The 2,622-nt window shown below is 37.9% G+C and carries 2 protein-coding genes; both read right to left on the bottom strand.

All coding sequences use genetic code 11. The features are described from left to right. Positions 1–340: 340 nt before the first annotated feature. Positions 341–1,921: a glutamine-hydrolyzing GMP synthase gene (gene guaA, locus QNK26_RS12495; RefSeq protein ID WP_319223382.1), complete on the bottom strand. Its 1,581-nt coding sequence runs from the start codon at positions 1,919–1,921 to the stop codon at positions 341–343. Between the two features lie 329 nt (positions 1,922–2,250). Beyond that, a partial coding sequence (locus QNK26_RS12490; RefSeq protein WP_319223380.1) for an IMP dehydrogenase occupies positions 2,251–2,622 on the bottom strand: 372 nt, incomplete at its 5' end.

The raw sequence follows: 2,622 nt of genomic DNA, 5'->3' as shown, positions 1-2,622 counted from the left end.
AGCCAAGCCTAATTAAATCATCCATGATTTAATTTACTAAAGTCATTTCACAGCCAAGAAAAACGTACGGAGAGGCTATCGCCGCATTGGTTAAATGCCTACAAAAACTATAACTTAATAATAAATATTTTTCTCGTAGATAAAAAGCTCCCCCCCTCTTATTTGACCAACCTTACTTTATCAACCAGTGATAATTTAAAATTAGATTTGTATTTTATAGAACGATAAATAGCAGTCTTATTTGTGACATAAACAATACAATCCGTTGAATTTTAAATAAAAAAAAGGCGCTAAAAGCGCCTTTATTATTACCTAATAAATATTAATTAAAAATTAATATTTATTCCCACTCGATTGTTGCAGGTGGTTTACCTGAAACATCGTATACAACACGTGAGATACCATCAATTTCATTAATGATACGGTTTGATACATGACCGATTAAATCGTATGGTAAATGTGACCAACGAGCTGTCATAAAGTCGATAGTTTCAACACAACGTAGTGAAACAACCCAATCATACTTACGGCAATCACCCATAACACCTACAGAGCGTACAGGTAAGAATACAACAAACGCTTGGCTTACTTTGTGGTAAAGATCCGCTTTGTGTAACTCTTCAATGAATATTGCATCGGCACGACGTAAAAGATCACAGTATTCTTTCTTAACTTCACCTAATACACGCACACCTAGACCTGGTCCTGGGAACGGGTGACGGTATAACATGTTGTAAGGTAAACCTAGTTCTAAACCAATCTTACGCACTTCATCTTTAAATAATTCACGAAGTGGCTCAACTAAGCCCATTTCCATATCATCAGGTAAACCACCAACATTATGGTGAGATTTGATAACATGTGCTTTACCGGTTTTAGAACCTGCAGATTCAATAACATCTGGGTAAATAGTACCTTGCGCTAACCATTTCGCATTTTGTAGTTTTTTTGATTCTTCATCAAAAATTTCAACAAACACACGGCCAATGATTTTACGTTTTGCTTCTGGATCGCTTTCGCCAGCCATTTGCTCAAGGAATCTATGTTCAGCATTAACATGAACAATCTTTAATCCGAAGTGGTCACCAAACATATCCATCACTTGTTGGCCTTCGTTTAAACGTAATAAACCGTTATCAACAAAAACACAAGTCAGCTTATCACCAATTGCACGTTGTAATAACATAGCAACTACTGATGAATCAACACCACCTGAAAGACCTAGAATGACTTCATCATCACCGATTTGCTCTTTCATACGTGCAACTGCATCTTCAATAATTGAAGAAGAAGTCCACAACGTTTCACAGCCACAAATATCAACAACGAAGTTACGTAACATACGTTCGCCTTGGCGTGTATGCGTTACTTCAGGGTGGAATTGAACACCATAAAAATGTTTTTCTTCATTCGCAATAGCAGCAAACTGACAAGTTGCAGTATTTGCAATCGTTACAAAATCAGATGGGATAGCAGAAACTTTATCGCCGTGACTCATCCAAACATCTAATAATGGGTTATTATTTTCAGCTAATGCATCTTCAATATCTTTAAATAATGCACACTCATTGATAACTTCAACTTGTGCATAACCAAACTCACCTTCACCATCGCCTTTAATAACAGCGCCACCTAACTGGTGAGACATAGTTTGCATACCGTAACAGATACCTAATACAGGTACGCCAGCATTAAACACATATTCAGGGGCACGTGGAGAACCTTCAGCTGTAACACTTTCAGGTCCGCCCGCTAAGATAATACCGTTGGCATTAAAGTCTTTGATATCTTGCTCGTCAACATCCCAGCTCCATAGCTCACAGTAAACACCGATTTCACGGATACGACGCGCAATAAGTTGTGTGTACTGAGAACCAAAATCTAAAATAAGAATTCGCTGTTCATGAATGTTCTTGCTCATTAAGAGACCCTTTTTAATAAAAGTTTAAAGGTGGTTAACCCACCTTTGAAAAAGATTAGTACTTATACCCATGCTATTTCCAAATACAAAGTCAGCAAGACAAATTGTACCGAGATGCTAGGCATAAAATTGAAGTATAGTTATTCTACATAGAGATTTTATAACAACGCAGATTGGTGCTAGTTGACTTGCCCTATGGGGCTTCAGCTTACAAACCAGTGCTGCGTTATAGCACTCGAAAAGTGAATAACAATTACCTCATGCTATGCCTAGCTCTGATATGTAATCTGAAGCCTGACAAAGCATTTGTAAGTAACATGGGTATATTATTAAGAACCCATACGGTAGTTAGGTGCTTCTTTAGAGATAGCAACATCATGCACGTGGCTTTCACCCATACCTGCACTAGTAATTTTAACAAACATAGCTTTAGTGTTCATCTCAACGATAGTTGCACAACCTGTTAAGCCCATAGATGAACGTACGCCACCCATTTGCTGATGAATAATCTCTTTAACTTTACCTTTATAAGCAACACGACCTTCGATGCCTTCTGGTACTAATTTGTCTGCAGCGTTATCGCTTTGGAAGTAACGATCAGATGAACCTTGAGACATTGCGCCTAAAGACCCCATACCACGGTAAGACTTGTATGAACGACCTTGGTATAAAATGATTTCACCAGGAGACTCTTCAGTACC

It is taken from the genome of Moritella sp. (genome assembly GCF_033791185.1).
Classification (GTDB): domain Bacteria; phylum Pseudomonadota; class Gammaproteobacteria; order Enterobacterales; family Moritellaceae; genus Moritella.
Note: the sequence above shows the minus strand (reverse complement) of the source record. Positions and strands in the feature narration are given on the sequence as shown.